This window comes from Deinococcus aerius (assembly GCF_002897375.1).
GTDB classification, from domain to species: Bacteria; Deinococcota; Deinococci; order Deinococcales; family Deinococcaceae; genus Deinococcus; species Deinococcus aerius.
Genome location: NZ_BFAG01000015.1, coordinates 1 through 14,554, shown reverse-complemented (window position 1 = coordinate 14,554; position 14,554 = coordinate 1). Strand labels below are relative to the sequence as shown.

At 68.9% G+C, this 14,554-nt stretch carries 18 protein-coding genes and 1 pseudogene; 11 read left to right on the top strand and 8 right to left on the bottom strand.

The window, feature by feature from the left end:
* The first annotated feature begins 157 nt into the window (after positions 1-157).
* From DAERI_RS17935 to mnhG, 5 genes are read left to right on the top strand one after another with little or no spacing between them, the layout of a single operon-like run.
* Positions 158-622, top strand: a complete 465-nt coding sequence (locus DAERI_RS17935) for a Na+/H+ antiporter subunit C (RefSeq protein ID WP_103130817.1) — start codon at positions 158-160, stop codon at positions 620-622.
* Positions 619-2,154: a proton-conducting transporter transmembrane domain-containing protein gene (locus DAERI_RS17930; protein ID WP_103130816.1), complete on the top strand. Its 1,536-nt coding sequence runs from the start codon at positions 619-621 to the stop codon at positions 2,152-2,154. Before DAERI_RS17935 ends, DAERI_RS17930 begins: the two co-directional genes overlap by 4 nt.
* Positions 2,151-2,651, top strand: a complete 501-nt coding sequence (locus DAERI_RS17925) for a Na+/H+ antiporter subunit E (protein ID WP_103130815.1) — start codon at positions 2,151-2,153, stop codon at positions 2,649-2,651. The genes DAERI_RS17930 and DAERI_RS17925 overlap by 4 nt, the downstream gene beginning before the upstream one ends.
* The gene (locus DAERI_RS17920) at positions 2,648-2,908 is read left to right on the top strand and encodes an MrpF/PhaF family protein (RefSeq protein ID WP_103130814.1); all 261 of its coding nucleotides are present in this window, start codon (positions 2,648-2,650) and stop codon (positions 2,906-2,908) included. Before DAERI_RS17925 ends, DAERI_RS17920 begins: the two co-directional genes overlap by 4 nt.
* A 10-nt stretch (positions 2,909-2,918) precedes the next feature.
* Entirely contained in the window at positions 2,919-3,308 is a 390-nt protein-coding gene (gene mnhG / locus DAERI_RS17915) for a monovalent cation/H(+) antiporter subunit G (protein WP_103130813.1), read from the top strand.
* 343 nt (positions 3,309-3,651) lie between these two features.
* On the opposite strand, the gene DAERI_RS17910 is transcribed toward mnhG, so the two are convergent.
* Positions 3,652-4,668, bottom strand: coding sequence for a TerC/Alx family metal homeostasis membrane protein (locus DAERI_RS17910; protein ID WP_103130812.1), 1,017 nt, complete (start codon positions 4,666-4,668; stop codon positions 3,652-3,654).
* A gap of 300 nt (positions 4,669-4,968) precedes the next feature.
* Positions 4,969-5,277 (bottom strand): hypothetical protein, encoded by a 309-nt coding sequence (locus tag DAERI_RS17905; protein ID WP_103130811.1) that lies wholly within the window; start codon positions 5,275-5,277, stop codon positions 4,969-4,971.
* Between the two features lie 117 nt (positions 5,278-5,394).
* Between DAERI_RS17905 and DAERI_RS17900 the strand changes: the two genes are divergently transcribed.
* From DAERI_RS17900 to DAERI_RS17885, 4 genes are all read left to right on the top strand, one after another.
* Positions 5,395-7,161 carry a circularly permuted type 2 ATP-grasp protein gene (locus DAERI_RS17900; protein WP_103130810.1) on the top strand — a complete coding sequence of 589 codons (1,767 nt, stop codon included), beginning with the start codon at positions 5,395-5,397 and terminating at the stop codon, positions 7,159-7,161.
* On the top strand, positions 7,161-8,114 hold the full coding sequence (locus DAERI_RS17895; RefSeq protein ID WP_103130809.1) for an alpha-E domain-containing protein: 954 nt from the start codon (positions 7,161-7,163) through the stop codon (positions 8,112-8,114). Before DAERI_RS17900 ends, DAERI_RS17895 begins: the two co-directional genes overlap by 1 nt.
* 126 nt (positions 8,115-8,240) lie before the next feature.
* Positions 8,241-9,065: a transglutaminase family protein gene (locus DAERI_RS17890; protein WP_103130808.1), complete on the top strand. Its 825-nt coding sequence runs from the start codon at positions 8,241-8,243 to the stop codon at positions 9,063-9,065.
* A 10-nt stretch (positions 9,066-9,075) separates the two neighbouring features.
* A complete protein-coding gene (locus DAERI_RS17885; RefSeq protein ID WP_165794275.1) occupies positions 9,076-9,558 on the top strand; it encodes an AAA family ATPase in 483 nt (160 codons plus the stop codon).
* A 63-nt stretch (positions 9,559-9,621) separates the two neighbouring features.
* Here the strand turns inward: DAERI_RS17885 and DAERI_RS17880 are convergent, their stop codons facing one another.
* On the bottom strand, positions 9,622-10,200 hold the full coding sequence (locus DAERI_RS17880) for a YIP1 family protein (protein ID WP_103130807.1): 579 nt from the start codon (positions 10,198-10,200) through the stop codon (positions 9,622-9,624).
* A 258-nt stretch (positions 10,201-10,458) separates the two neighbouring features.
* Between DAERI_RS17880 and era the strand changes: the two genes are divergently transcribed.
* Positions 10,459-11,391, top strand: a complete 933-nt coding sequence (gene era / locus DAERI_RS17875; protein ID WP_103130806.1) for a GTPase Era — start codon at positions 10,459-10,461, stop codon at positions 11,389-11,391.
* 60 nt (positions 11,392-11,451) lie between these two features.
* On the opposite strand, the gene DAERI_RS17870 is transcribed toward era, so the two are convergent.
* From DAERI_RS17870 to DAERI_RS17850, 5 genes are all read right to left on the bottom strand, one after another.
* A complete protein-coding gene (locus tag DAERI_RS17870; protein WP_103130805.1) occupies positions 11,452-11,979 on the bottom strand; it encodes a 2'-5' RNA ligase family protein in 528 nt (175 codons plus the stop codon).
* Positions 11,980-12,133: 154 nt separating this feature from the next.
* Positions 12,134-12,568 (bottom strand): Nudix hydrolase, encoded by a 435-nt coding sequence (locus DAERI_RS17865; RefSeq protein WP_103130804.1) that lies wholly within the window; start codon positions 12,566-12,568, stop codon positions 12,134-12,136.
* Between the two features lie 2 nt (positions 12,569-12,570).
* Positions 12,571-13,083, bottom strand: coding sequence for a YfiT family bacillithiol transferase (locus tag DAERI_RS17860; protein WP_103130803.1), 513 nt, complete (start codon positions 13,081-13,083; stop codon positions 12,571-12,573).
* Entirely contained in the window at positions 13,080-13,409 is a 330-nt protein-coding gene (locus DAERI_RS17855; protein WP_103130802.1) for a nucleotide pyrophosphohydrolase, read from the bottom strand. Before DAERI_RS17855 ends, DAERI_RS17860 begins: the two co-directional genes overlap by 4 nt.
* Before the next feature lie 58 nt (positions 13,410-13,467).
* Positions 13,468-13,959 (bottom strand): DUF4384 domain-containing protein, encoded by a 492-nt coding sequence (locus tag DAERI_RS17850; RefSeq protein WP_103130801.1) that lies wholly within the window; start codon positions 13,957-13,959, stop codon positions 13,468-13,470.
* Between the two features lie 141 nt (positions 13,960-14,100).
* On the opposite strand from DAERI_RS17850, the pseudogene DAERI_RS17845 reads away from it, so the two are divergent.
* Positions 14,101-14,554: pseudogene (locus tag DAERI_RS17845) on the top strand (ATP-dependent zinc metalloprotease FtsH); the annotation flags it as partial.

The window sequence follows — 14,554 nt, the reverse complement described above, 5'->3', positions numbered from 1 at the left end:
GCCGTTTTGAGAGCGGCCTGTCTTGGATGCCAGGCCCGTTCACCCCCTCTCCTGCGGAGCTGTGCCAGTCCCAACCTCCCCCCTCAAGGGGGAGGGGCAAAAGACACAGGCCCATGTTTTCTTGTCATCATTCGCTAGCCCACGCGGAGGCCCGCTGATGGAGACCCTCTTCGCCCTGTTGATCGGCCTGCTGATCGGAACAGGCGTCTTTCTGCTGCTGTCGCGCTCGATTGTGCGGGTGGTGTTGGGGCTGAGCTTCATCACCTACGGGGGTAATCTGGCGATCCTGACGGTGGCGGGGCTGCGCGAGGACGCGCCGCCGCTGCTCACCCTGCGCGGGCCGTACGCGGACCCGCTGCCCCAGGCGCTGATCCTGACCGCCATCGTGATCGGGTTCGCCACCACGGCGCTGGTGCTCACGGTCGCCCTGCGCGCGTACCAGGTTGCAGGGCACGACGACGTGGAGGCGTTCGGCGACAGCCTGGCCCGTGACCCCGACGCCCAGCTCGACATGGCCGCCGACCCCGAGCACCAGGGGCCGGACCGGCCCGACCCGGCGGAGGCCCAGGTGTTCGTCCTGGCCGCCGTGCCCCGGGTCCGCCTCCCGGAGGACGGACCGTGAATTCCCTCGCCTGGCTGACCCTCGCCCCCATCCTCACGCCGCTGGGCTTTGGGTTGGGGCTCCTCTGGCCGTGGCGGCGCCCGGTGCGGGTGGGGCTCGCGCTGACCGGGGCGCTCCTCACCCTCGCCTTCGCGCTGGGACTGCTCTTCGCCACGGCGGACGGCACGGTGCTCGTGGGGGAACTCGGCGGCTGGCCCGCTCCCTTCGGCATCGTGATGACCGCCGACCAGCTCACGGCTTGGGTCAGCGTGCTGGGCGCGGTGAGTGCCCTCCTCGCCGTGTGGCAGGCCGCCGCCGACCCCGACCCGGTGCGGGAGAAACACCACCTCCTCGCGCTGATGCAGTTCCTGTTCGCGGGGGTGCAGCTCTCGTTCCTGACCGGGGACCTCTTCAACCTGTTCGTGGCCTTCGAGGTGATGCTGGTGGCCTCCTATGCCCTGGCGGTGCTGGGCTCCACCCGCGAGCAACTGCGTGAGGGCTTCCGCTACATCGTGATGAACCTCGCGGCCTCGGCGCTGCTCGTCGTCGCGTGCGGTTTGAGCTACGGGGTGCTGGGGACGCTCAACCTCGCGCACCTCGCCCAGCGGTCGGCGGAACTCGGGCCGAACACGACTGTCACCGCCGTGGGGGTCCTGCTGCTGATCGTGTTCGCGGCGAAGGGGGCGCTCTTCCCGCTGGGCTTCTGGCTGCCGGGCACGTACCCGGCGCTGCCGCCCGCCGTGGGCACCTTCTTCGCGGCGGTCCTCACCAAGGTCGGCGTGTACGCCCTGCTGCGGGTGTTCACGACCGTGTTCGTGCAGGAGGCGGGGGTGACGAACACGTTGCTGCTGGGGCTGGGCACGGTGACGATGCTGTACGGGGCGCTGGGAGCGGCCTCGCAGCGGGAGTGGCGGCGCATCCTGTCCTTCCTGGTGGTGAGTTCGGTGGGCTACCTCGCCTTCGGGCTGGGGGTGGGCACGGTGGAGGCGGTGCGGGCGAGCGTGGGGTACTTCGCGGTCAGCGTCCTCGTGACTACGGCCCTCTTCTCCATCGCCACCGTCGCGGAGCGGGCGAGCGGCTCGCCCCTGGTGCGGGTGCGGGGGATGCTCGACGCCCTGCCGCTGCTGGCCGGGTGCTTCCTGCTGTGCGCGCTGACGGTGGCGGGGTTGCCCCCCAGCGGCGGCTTCGTGGCGAAGTACGCGCTCGTGCGGGCGGGGCTGGCCGAGGGATCGCCCCTGGCCCTGCTGGCGGTGGCGAGCGCCCTGCTGAGCAGCCTGATCACCCTGTACGCGATGCTGAACGTCTGGCGCGGCTTCTTCTGGGGCCAGCACCCGAGTTGGCTCCCGGTGTACCGCGTGCCGCGTCCGCTGCGCGCCTCCGCCTACGCGGCCTCCGCGCTCGTCGCGGGCCTGACTCTCTTCGCCGGGCCGCTCTTCGCCCGGGCCGACGCCACCGCCGCCGAGTTGCGGGACAACGCGCGCTACATCCGGGGCGTGCTGGGGGACCGGCCCGTGATGATTCCCGAGCCGCCGACCGGGGGGGAGGTCAAGTGAGGGGCTTTACCCTCAACCTCCTGCTCGCCGTGGTGTGGGCGCTCTTCGCGGGGGAGGTCAGCACCCGGGAGCTGCTCATCGGCTTCGCGCTGGGCTTTGCCATCCTGGCGCTGTTTCCCTGGGCGCTGGGCACGGGCGAGTACGTCCGCCGGGTGTTCGCCGGGCTGAGCTTTCTGGGCTTCTTCCTACGCGAACTCACCGCGGCGAACGTTCACGTCGCCCTGCTCGCCCTGCGGCCCCGGCCCGAGCTTCACCCCATGATCGTGGCCGTGCCGCTGCGCCTGCGGGGCGACGGGGCGCTGACCTTCCTCGCCGCCGTCATCGGCCTGACGCCCGGCAGCTTGGTCCTGGGCTTCAGCCCGGACCGGCGCGTCCTCTACGCCCACGTCATCGGCGCGCCGAGCGCCGAGAGCGCCCACGCCTCCATCCTGGAGGTGGAGGAGCGCCTGCTGCGCGTCGCCTCGCCCCACCCCGCCCCCCCGGAGGTCCACCCGTGATCGTCAACCTCGCGCTCGGCACCGTCACCCTGTCCGTCCTGCTCGTCGCCTACCGGGTGCTGCGGGGTCCCTCCTGGGGCGACCGCATCATGGCCTTCGACTTCCTGAGCGTGAATCTGGTCGTGCTGTTCACCCTGATCGCCGTCAAGACCCGCCTCCTGGTGACGCTCGACGCCGCGCTCGTGCTGAGCCTGCTGGGCTTCCTGTCCACCGTGGCCCTGACGCGCTACCTGCTGGTGGGGCGGGTGATGAGGTGAGGGGGCGGCCATGACCGACTTCTACGCGCTGCGGGACATCCCCATCCTGATCGGGGCGTTTTTCGTGCTCACCGCCGCTGTCGGATTGGTGAGGTTTCCCGACCTGTACTCGCGGCTGCACGCGAGCAGCAAGCTGGTCACGCTGGGCTCGGCGGGCATCTTCCTGGGGGTGGCGCTGGAGCTCTCGGACGCGGCGGCCTTCACGCGGCTGGCGGCGGTGCTGCTCTTCCAGTTCCTCACCACGCCGCTGAGTGCGTACCTGATCGCCCAGGCCGCCTACCTGCGGGGCCTCGCGCCGAGGCTGGACGGCACCGACGAGTGGGGCGCGTTGGGCCAGGCCGATCAAGTGGCCCAGGCAGACCGCGAAACCCAGCGGGCGATGACGGCGGAGGGGCCGTGAGTGGCTGGGGCTCCGTCCTCGATGCCGAGACCAGATCGAAACTCGTCAGGATGGCCTTCCTGATTTGGATAAATTTTCCGAGGTCTTGAAATCCTGCCGCGCCCGGATGCAGGCCCGCTCACCCCCTCCCAGCCTCCCCCCTCAAGGGGGAGGGGCAAAAGATGACCTCCCAGAGCGGCTTTCCACCACCCGAGTTGGACTGACCGGACTATAGAGAGAGGCCAAGTGGCGAGCGGGAGCACCTAGGGGCATCTCCGGGGACGCATTCACCCTCTCCCCTTGCGGGAGAGGGTCGGCGCCCCGCGCCGGGGAGAGGGGCTTCGCAGGTGGGATGACCGATGCCTCACGCCGCGGGCCGCGCCCCCTTCCCCCGCGTCCTCCACAGGCTGAGGGCCACGCCGCCGCCCAGGATGATGAGGGTCACGCCCAGGCTGATCGCCGGGTCGAGCTTGCCGTAGAACTGGTTGTAGAAAATCTTGCCGCCGATGAACACCAGCACGAGCGCCAGCGCGGGCTTGAGGGCCGAGAAGCGGTGGATCAGGGCGTCGAGCGCGAAGTACAGGGCGCGCAGCCCCAGGATGGCGAAGATGTTGCTCGTGTACACGATGAAGGGGTCCTGGGTGATCGCGAAGATCGCCGGGATGGAGTCCACCGCGAACACGAGGTCGGCGGCCTCGACGAGCAGGAGGGCGAGCAGCAGCGGCGTGGCGTGCAGGCGCATCCGGCCCGCGGCGTCGGGCAGGCGGGTGACAAAACGCTCGCCGTCGAGCCTCGGGCTGATGGGCATGACGCGGCGCAAGGCGCGGACGACGGGATGGCGCTCCAGGTCGGGCGCCCCGTGGCCCCCCTTCACGAACAGCAGCCGCAGCCCGGTCAGCAGCAGGAACGCGCCGAACACCCACATCACCCAGGCGAAGTTGCTCACCAGGGCGGCCCCCAGCCCGATCATGAGGCCGCGCAGCACGATCACGCCGAGAATGCCCCAGAAGAGGACCCGGTGTTGCAGGTGCCGGGGCACCGCGAGCGCCGCGAAGATCACGCTGATGACGAACACGTTGTCGAGCGCGAGGGCCTTTTCCACCGCGAAGCCGGTCAGGTAGGCCATGCCGCTCTCCGGCCCCAGCGCCAGCCACACCCACCCGCCGAACAGCAGCGCGATGGCGATGTAAAAGGCGCTGAGCCCCAGGCTGGCCTTGACGCCGATCTCCTGCCCGGCCCCGTCCGTCCGCGCAGCCCGGCGCCGTCCCAGCACCCCCAGGTCGAAGGCGAGCAGGCCCCCCACCAGCGTCAGGAACAGCGCCCACATCCACACCGGTTTGCCGAGCCAGAGGTCAAACAGCCACGAGAAGGTTTGCTCCATACAGGGTCAAGTCTTTCCGGTCCCCGCCGCGCGTCGCCCTCCTGATCGGCCCACGGGGAAGGGCCAGACAGCTAGAGCCCGCGCGTACGGCGGTCCTATCCAAGTCTGGCCCTTTGGTGGCGTGGGGCCGGAGCAGGTCTCCTGCCCGAACTGACGGCCCCGCGCTCCCCACCGAAACGCCTCGGCGGGGCGGCTTACTCCCCCGGAGTGAATGCAGTCTGACAAACCGCTCGGCCCGGCCTCTGTGATCCAGGCAACACCGCTACCTTGAACGAACCTTTGCCAAACCCGCCGGGAGCCTCAGCCCTCGCCGATCTGCCGCAGCCGCTCGACCCGCTCGGCGAGGTCGTTCAGCCCCAGCCCCCGCAGGGCGCGGGCGCTGCGCTGCACTCCCGCCTCGTCCACTCGGTTCTCGTTCCACCCGGCGATCAGCATCGCGCAGCCTTGCAGGGCCTCGCCCACCTGCTCCTTGTGGAACATGGCGGCCAGGTTACCGGGCCGCTCGGGCTGGGTCTGCTGGGCCTGCGCCTGCACGTCAAGCACCACCTGCATAAAGACCTGGTCGAGTCGGGCGCGGTCGTCGGGGGCAAGGGCCTTGTCCTGGGTCATGCGGGCCAGTCTAGAGGGCTGGGGAGTTGCGCGCGCCCCTTCCTCCGCCCCTCTAAACTCCTCCGTTATCTTGGGACATCTCAGCAGGAGCAGTCCCAGACACGAGGAGGCGCGGGCATGAGGTACGAGCCGGGCAACAGGTTCTTCGACGAGATGTTCACGCCGGACGGGGCGGTGCGGCCCCACTACCAGGGCGTGCAGGGCTACATCGACCGCCAGGGGGTGGCCGAGTTCCAGCGGCGCCACCGCCTGCTGGACCTCGCGTTTCGCAACCAGGGCATCACCTTCACGGTGTACGGCGACGCGCAGGGCACCGAGCGGACCTTTCCCTTCGACCCGGTGCCGCGCATCATCCCGGCCTCCGAGTGGGCGCACCTGGAGGCGGGGCTGACCCAGCGGGTGCGGGCGCTGAACGCCTTCCTGCGCGACATCTACTGCGACGCGCAGATTCTGGGGGACGGGGTCATTCCCGCCGAACTCGTCTACACCTCCGCGCACTTCCGCCGCGAGGTGCATGGGCTGAAGGTGCCCCAGGGCCTCTACACCCACATCGTCGGCACGGACCTGATCCGCGACGAGAAGGGCGAGTACCTGGTGCTGGAGGACAACCTGCGGTCGCCCAGCGGCGTGTCGTACCTGCTCGCCAACCGCCAGGCGATGACCCGCATCTACCCCGGCATGTTCGAGGGCCAGGGGGTACGCCCGGTGGGGCACTACGCGACCGCCCTGCTCGCGCTCCTCCAGTCCGTCAGCCCGCGCGAGAACGGGACGGTCGTGGTGCTGACCCCCGGCATGTACAACTCCGCGTACTTCGAACACGCCTACCTCGCCCAGCAGATGGGGGTGGAACTCGTCGAGGGCCGCGACCTCTTCGTGGACGGGGGCCGGGTGTGGATGCGGACGACGGGCGGGCGGCAGCAGGTGGACGTGGTCTACCGCCGCATCGACGACGACTTCCTCGACCCCCTCACCTTCCGGCCCGACTCGGCGCTGGGGGTGGCCGGGCTGGTCGAGGTGTACCGCCAGGGCCGGGTGGCGATTGCGAACGCCATCGGCACGGGCGTGGCCGACGACAAGGCCGTGTACGCCTACGTGCCCGACATGATCCGCTACTACCTGAACGAGGCGCCGATCCTGAACAACGTGCCGACCTACCTGGGCTGGAATGCCGACCACCTGGAGCACATGCTCGCCCACGCGGGCGAACTCGTCTTCAAGGCGGTGGGCGAGGCGGGCGGGTACGGGATGCTGCTCGGCCCCTACGCGACGCGTGAGGAGGTGGAGACGTACCTCGTCAAGGTGCGGGCCAACCCGCGGGAGTTCATCGCGCAGCCGGTGGTCGGCCTGTCCCGGCACCCCACCTTTTACCCGGACACCGGGCTGTTCGAGCCCGCGCACGTGGACCTGCGGCCCTACATCCTGTGCGGGCAGGAGGTCACCATCGTGCCGGGCGGCCTGACGCGGGTGGCGCTGCGGCGGGGCTCGCTCGTGGTGAACTCGAGCCAGGGCGGCGGCTCCAAGGACACCTGGGTCCTCGACCACGACGGCCCGGCCACCCCGCGGGGCATGAGCCAGCTCTGGCACGGCGACTCGCAGGGGCAGTCGCAGAGCCAGTCGCAGAGCCAGTATCAGGGCGGGCTGGGGTCGGCGCCGGGGGGCCAGAGCCAATCGCAGACCCAGACGGGGGGCGGCGCCCAGAACCAGTCGCAGTCCCAGCGCTACAGCCAGGTGGGGGAGGACGCGCGGGGCTGGGGCACGCCGCCCGAGGACACGCCCACCCCGGAGGACGCGCCCGGCCAGCATTCCTTCCAGCAGGAGCTGGAGAAGGACGAACTGGGCCACGCCGAACTGGATCAGCGCCCGCACGAGGGGGAGGACCGCTGATGCTGCTGCTCTCACGCCTGGCCGAGAACCTCTTCTGGATCGGGCGGTACGTGGAACGCGCGGAAAACACCGCCCGGCTGCTGAACGTCAACTACTACACGTCGCTGGAGATTGGGGGCCGTGCCCGCGAGTCCTGGCGCCCCCTGCTGGAGATGACGGGCGGCGAGGCGCAGCTCCGGGCGAAGTACGGGCGGGTGGACGCGCGCTCGATCAGCGCGTGGCTGGCCCTCGACCGCGACAACCCGTCGAGCATCGCGTCGAGCGTTCAGCGCGCCCGCGAGAACGCCCGCGGCCTGCGCGACCGCATTCCCTCCGAGATGTGGGAGGCGATCAACCGCACGTACCTCAACCTGTGCTTCCAGAATGAGGAGCTGCTCGACCGCGACGGCCTGTTCGAATATTGCGCCGAAGCGCGCGACGCCTCGCAGTTCTTCTTCGGGATCGCCTTCGCCACCCTCCCGCGCGACGAGGGCTGGTCCTTCATGCGGGCGGGGCAGATGCTGGAGCGCGGCGACAACATGCTGCGCGTGCTGCAAAGCCGCTACCGCAACCTGGAGGCCGCCGACCTGAGCGACCCCAAGCAGCGCGCGATTCAGGACCAGCGCTGGGTCAGCATACTCAAGGGCGCGAGCGCTTACGAGGCGTACCGCAAGCGGGTCCACACCGGCATCGACCCCGTCCGCATCGGCGAGTTCCTGCTGCTGGACGAGTTCTTCCCCCGCAGCGTGCGCTACAGCGCCGAGAACCTGCACGACGCCCTGACCCAGATCGAGCGCCACCACCCCGGCGCCCACCCCGAGGTGCTGCGGCTCTCGCGCTGGCTGGTCGCCCGGCTGCAATACGCCGGGGTCACCGACATCCTCCACGAGGACAACCCGGCGCTGGGGGAGCTGCTGGGCGACTTCAACCGGGTCGGCGCGGCGATCAACGCCGCGTACTTTCAGCAGGAATGAGAGGGAGAAGCCGGAGGCCGGGGCACCCACACTCCCCGGCCCTATCTGCACCGGGTCACCTTCTCGCCCGCCGGGCATGGCAGACTGCCCGGCGGGGCCAGCCTGGCCGCGTCACCTGAGGGCCACATGCGCTGCGAGATTCGACACACCACCGAGTACCGTTACAAGGAGCCCGCCTGGGACTCCTTCAACGAGGTGCGGCTGCACCCGTCGAACGAGGCGCGCCAGACCGTGCGGTCCTTTCACCTGCACGTCGAGCCCGAGGCCGAGATCACGTCCCACAAGGATTACTTCGGGGCGCTGGTACATCACGTCCACGTGCATGAGGCCCACACGTTCCTGAAGATCACGGCGGAGGCCATCGTGGACACCCACCCGGTGCCCGATCCGGTGCCGGTGCCTTTTTCGGAACTGCGCGGGGTGAGGGGCCGGTACACCGAATTCCTGGTGCCCAGCCCCCGGGTTCCGGCGGGCGAGTGGCCGGAGACGTTCGGGGTGCGGCGGCCCCTGCCCCACGAGGACCTGCCGGGGTACCTGATGGAGCTGACCTCCCACCTCCACCGCCGCTTCACCTACGCCGCGGGGGCCACGTCGGTGAGCACCCCGCTCGCCGAGTTCGCGCGCCATGGGCGGGGCGTCTGCCAGGACTTCACGCACGCGATGCTCGCCGTGGCGCGGGGGCTCGGCGTTCCCGCCCGCTACGTCAGCGGCTACCTGTACAGCAGCGGCGGGATGCTGGGGGCGGAGGCCACCCACGCCTGGGTCGAGTGCTTCCTGCCCGGTACGGGCTGGCTGGGCTACGACCCCACCAACAACTGCCTCGCCCGCGAGCGGCACGTCAAGATCGGCCACGGGCGCGAGTACAGCGACGTGTCCCCGGTGCGCGGCACCTATTACGGCGGCGGGCGGGGCGAACTCGACGTGGACGTGCGCGTTTACGCCGAGCAGTGAGGGGGGCGCGGTGGGGCGGGTCCTGATCACCGGGATGTCCGGCACGGGCAAGTCCTCCGTCATCGAGGAGTTGGCGCGGCGCGGCTTTCCCGCCATCGACACCGACTCCGACGAGTGGTGCGAGTGGGTGGCCGAGCCGGGGACAGGCGAGCCGGACTGGGTGTGGCGGGAGGACCGGATGGGGGACCTCCTGACCAGGAGCCATGAGCCCGCCCTGTTCGTCAGCGGGTGCAAGAGCAATCAGGGAAAGTTCTACGACCGGTTCGAACATGTGGTCCTGCTCAGCGCCCCGCTGGAAGTGATGCTGGCTCGGATTGCCAGACGCACGAACAATCCGTACGGCAAGAGCGAGGACGAATGGCGGCAGATCGTCCACAACGTCCGTTTCGTCGAACCGCTCCTGCGGCGCGGGGCCACTCTGGAGCTGGACACCTCTGCCCTGACCGTGCCCGAGGTCGCGGATCGTCTCGTTACCCTGGCCCAGTCGAGGTAGCCAGGCCGCGTCAGCAAGAGGGCCGGGGAGGCATATCACCCCCCCGGCCCCTCTAAAGTTCGTTCAGCGCACGAACGGCGCGAGGATCAGCGCGAGCAGGAAGGCCTGGACCGCCCAGTTGGCAATGCCCGCGAGAATCAGCGTCACCGCACCGCTCACGGTGTCACGCAGGTTCATGCTCGACTGCACCGCGAGGAAGCCGAAGAAAATCATCACGGCTGAGATCAGGACGCCCACGATCCAGCCCAGGATGGGGATGATGCCCAGCACGGTGCCGATGATGCTCAGGGGCACAAAGAACAGCGCGAAGGAGTACGCGACCTCGGGGTAGGTGCCGGTGCCCCGGAACAGATACTTGCCGATCAGGTACACCAGTCCGGTAAAGACCGCGAACTGGACCGGAATCAGGATCAGGCGGGTGATGAACTGCCCGATCACGGTCACGTTGGCGTGGAAGGGGGCGAAGATCGCGGCGATCACGGCGGATACTAGGGCGGCGAGCAGCACGTACGTCAGGGCCTGCTGCGTTCCTCCCCGGCGCTCGAACAGCTCGAAGGTTGCGGGGCTGGGGCGGGAAAGAACCGCGACGCTCTGGCCGAACATATCCGACAGCCGGGCCTGCAAGGGAGAGGGGGTGGTCATGCCCCAGAGTACGGTGGGGGTTGGCCGAGTGTTCCCGGGGGCCGCCGGAAGTAAAGCGTCACTAAAGGCGGGTTCTTCATGGCGAGCAGTCCAGCCGCGACGATACGAGCTGCGAGGCGCCCCATGTTGGCAGGTTGCCCCCTCCCGAGCATGGAGCCGGGAAAGAAAGCGGGCCTGACTCTGCTGCCCCCAGCCAGGCCCCCGCCGTTCCTCCCCGCCCGCACGGTTGCTTTGTCCTCCCCGTGAGACAATCGGCCCATGACGGACCAGTCCTCCCCCACCCCCGAGACGAACGAGGTGCAGACGCACAGCGGCTTCGTCGCCATCGTGGGCAAGCCGAACGTCGGCAAGAGCACGCTGCTCAACGCCTTCCTGAACACCAAGGTTGCCCCCACCAGCCCCCGCCCGCAGACCACCCGCCGGGGCGTGCGCGGCATCCACACGACCGACACGCACCAGATCGTCTTCGTGGACACGCCGGGCCTGCACAAGCCCAAGGACGCGCTGGGCAAGTACATGAACCAGGAGGTCCACAGCGCCCTCTCGGACGTGGACGTGATCCTCTGGGTCGTGGACCTGCGCCACCCGCCCACCGACGAGGACGGGCTCGTCGCCCATCAGGTGCGCGACCTGCCCAAGCCTCTCTTCCTGATCGGGAACAAGGTGGACGCCGCCAAGTATCCCGACGAGGCGATGAAGCTCTACCGCGCCCTGCTGGAGGGCCGCAGCGCTGAGACGCACGAGACCACGCTCAGCGCCCAGAACCACCCCGAGGCGGTCGCCACCCTGCGCGAGCAGATTCTCGACGCGCTGCCCGAAAACCCCTTCTTCTTCCCGCGCGGCGCGGCCTCCGACCAGACCCGCGAGCAGTGGGCCGCCGAGATCATCCGCGAGGAGGCGATGAAGAAGCTGCGCGAGGAGCTGCCCTACGCCGTCGCCACCCGCGTCACGAACTGGACCGAGCGCGAGGACGGCCTGCAACGCATCGAGGCCGAGATCGTCGTGGAGAAGAACGCCCACAAGGGCATGGTGATCGGCGCGGGCGGCAAGATGCTGCGCGAGATCGGCCAGGCCGCCCGCAAGCAGCTCGAGGTCTTCCTGAACCGCAAGGTCTTTCTGGGCCTGGAAGTCATCGTGATCCCCGGCTGGCGCGAGGACGAGGAGGCGCTGCGGGAACTCGGGTACGAGTGACCCTGGGACGGAGGCTGCCTCACTGCGCGGTACTCCGTCTGGGACTCACCAAGTCGCTTCTTACGCTGGCACCGTCAACTGGGTTGAGTGCATTCTCGTGACTTGACCGTCTTGAAGACCGTACAGAGCAAGCATACTCAACGTAAACGCAGCGGGAAGCGTTAACTGGAGACGTCGTGCGGCTTCTTCAGCCGTCACGGGATTGCCGCTGACCGTGCAATGGGGCTTGAACGGGAAGGCGCTCGGTTTGAATTGGAGACCACTCCTGGTCAATTGATCGTGGAGCGCGTGGAACGGCGTCTCATCCCGTAGGGTCAGGACGAACAAGTCCGTTTCTGGAAAACGCAACATGGGGCCGAACTGAGCCTGAAACCGTGGTGTGTCAGCTGCCACCTTGTCTAAAGCTGTGGCTATGTCTTCGATAGATTGCTCTAGCGTGAGTGGGCCAACGCCACTCGACCCGGTCAGAGTGATCTCCGCTGGCAGTGAAGCCCGGAACGCGTCCTTACAGGACTTACGGAGTTGGATGACTTGTGTTCGCACTGGCTCGTCAATCTCCAGCACGATAAACATGGGTTCGAGTTTCATATTTGAGGATACCCTGCTTCAGTCCTGAATGCGGAGGATCAGGAAGACTGGGCTCGCCACAGCCGGGTGGTGCCAATAAACGAGCAGACAACGGAAGAGGGACGGGCGCTCAGCCGCTCGCCTCCCCCGCCTTTTCCCTCTGCCCATACGCCGCCTACACGAACAGCCAAGTGTGGTGCATCCGCAACTCGCCGCGCTCGTACATGGCCTTCACCTCGGCATGGGGAAAGTAGCGGGCTTCCCGCACCTCCTGGGCGAAGTCGGGGAGCGGGGCAGGAACATCGCCCTCACCCACCACCTCCGCCAGCCACGCGAAACGCTGGATCAGGGCGCCGTCGGGGAAGCGGCCCAGCAGCACGTCGAGAAGGCGCAGGGGGCGCACCGTCAGCCCAGTTTCCTCGTACGCCTCGCGGACGGCGGTGTCCCGGGGATGCTCACCTTCCTCCACCGCTCCGGCGGGGATGTGCCACAGGCCCGCGCTGCCCGGCTTCCCCTCGCGGACGAGCAGCACCTCGCCCCGGTCGTTGAGGATGACGACGCCCGCCGAGCGCAGCGGCACGGGGATGTGAAAGGTTTTGTCGTACTGCACGGTCAGCCCGTCACCCGGCGGATGTGCGCCAGATGGTGCCGCCCGTGCCAGGCGTACATCGCGGCGAGCGTATCCACCGTATAGGTCCGCCCCTGCGCGGGATGCGTCCACTCGCGGGTCCAGCCCTCCGGCGTCAGGGTTTCCAGCAGCGCCGTCCAACGCGCGTGCAGACCTGCCAGCAGGCTCAGGCTGGGCTCTACCGGCAGCCCCATGTCCGGCAGCCTCGCCCAGTCCCCCTCCTCGTAGGGCTTCACGGTCGGGTTGGCTTCGGTCAAGGCGAGTTTGAGCCGCACCACGGCGTTCATGTGGCTGTCGGCGATGTGGTGGACGACCTGCCGGACCGTCCAGCCGCCGTCTCTGTATGCCGTGTCGAGAACCGTGTCTGGTTGACCTTCAACCAACTGGCGCAGTTCATCAGGCAGGGCGCGGATGGCCCTGGTGGCCTCCTGCCTCTCCCCCGGCGTGAGCGCGAGGGGCTGCGGCATCGGCCCGAGAGGATAACGGGGGTCGGTCATCGGCCTGCCTCCTTCCGGGTCCAGCGGTCCGCGTCCCGGGTCTCGATCTTCTCCATCATGCGCGTAAAGCCGCGCTCCAGGCTCAGGCCGCGCTCGTTCGCCATGCAGATCATCACGAAGAGCAGGTCGGCGAGTTCCATCTCCAGGTCGCCCGCGTCCTCACCGGGCTTGGGCGTCTTGCCGTTCCCGTGCGCGATGACCCGCGCGACCTCGCCCGTCTCCTCGGCCAGGCGGGCCATGAGCAGCAGCGGCGGAAAGTACCCCTCCTCGAACTGGCCGATGTAGGCGTCCACGCGCCGCCGGGCTTCCTCGAAGGTCAGACTCATTCGCCCAGGGTAAGAGAAAACCAGCCGCGTGCGGGGCGGCTGGCGGGCGCTGGGCGGTTTAGCGGATGTAGAGGTAGGTTTCCTGCACGTCCCGGTCGGCCACGGGGTAGGGCTCGATGTACGTGGTGGTGACGGTGTTCCAGCGACCGTTATCGTAGGTGCCGCTCAGCACGAGGTCGGTCGCGGGGCGCACGCGGGTGAAGATGGCCCGCACGCGTTGGAGGCCGGTGGGCGCGGCGACGTTGTAGGTCACCCCGTCCTGCGGGCGGGGGAAGACGGTCGTGCCCGCCGGAACGTAGGCATTGCGGACCAGGGTGCTGGCGTACCCGTTGGATTGGAGCGCCACCAGGGTGACATACCCGGCCGTCCGGGTGGTCAGCCGGAAGCGGACGGGCTCGCCCACATAGTAGGTGGCGCCCTGTCCCCTGTCCGGGCGCAGGTCGGCGATCAGGTTGCTCTCACTGCCCACCAGGCCGAGGTTCGAGCGGACGGAGATGGTGCAGGAACTCAGGCCGAGGGCCAGAGCGCCGAGCAGAAAGGCGGTACGCATGAGGTCAGCATAGTCACGCTGGCTGACGGGCGGCTGAGCGAAAGGGCAACACTCTCACGCCAAAGTTCCGGCCCGTGCGGAACGTCCCGGAAGGTCACGCAGCGCAGGGTTGGGCCCGCGGGCGGAGGCGTAGCATGGAGCATGTCCCGCCCGCCTCTTGGCCCCACGGCCCTCCTGCTGCTTGTGCTGGCTGCGCCCGCCGCACTGGGGCAGACGGCGAACTCCCCCGCCCCGGACCTGCCCCCCCTGACGACTGGGGGCACCTACACCACCAACCGCTTCTTCGCCGACCTGAAGGCAGGCAGGGTAGAAAGGGTCACCCTGGACGGCGCCGGGAATGCCTCCGTCTACCTGGTGAACACCGTGTCCACCAAGCCCCAGTCGGTGGTCGTCCCACCCGACGAGGCGACCCTGACGCGGCTGCGGGAGGCGCGGGTGCCGGTTACCATCCTCTCGGGGCGCTCGCCCTTCAGTTGGGTCGGGCAGATCCTGCCGCTGATCGTCACCGCCCTCATCCTGCTCGTGCTGTGGCGCACGTTACGAGGGGCAACGAGTGGGGGCGCCGCGAGCAACTTCGGGAAGTCGAAGGCGGCAG